The organism is Pseudomonas sp. SIMBA_068, assembly GCF_046534705.1.
GTDB lineage: Bacteria > Pseudomonadota > Gammaproteobacteria > Pseudomonadales > Pseudomonadaceae > Aquipseudomonas > Aquipseudomonas putida.
The window spans coordinates 1-264 of the sequence record NZ_JAWRYI010000729.1; the positions used below are offsets into that span (position 1 = coordinate 1).

Genomic DNA, 264 nt, shown 5'->3' on the forward strand with positions numbered 1-264 from the left:
GTCAGCGAGGCGCGGACAGCGGCATGACGGTGCAGGTTGATATAGGTCTGCATCGTGCTCGTCACTTCGGGGCGCGGCACTTTGGGGCCGGTTTCGATTGCCTCGCCGCGTTCGAGCCGCTTGGCCTCCTTGCCCGTCACATAGCCTTCGTGGACCTCGACCTCGCCGCTTTCGCGCACATCTATATACACGCGCCCGCCCTTGCGCTTGGGTGCCTTGGCGAACTCATAGCGGTAGAAATATTCGCCGGGCGGGACGATCACC

At 63.3% G+C, this 264-nt stretch carries 1 pseudogene; it reads right to left on the bottom strand.

The features are described from left to right. Positions 1-264 (bottom strand): annotated as a pseudogene (locus tag SB756_RS31175) (chromosome partitioning protein ParB); the annotation flags it as partial.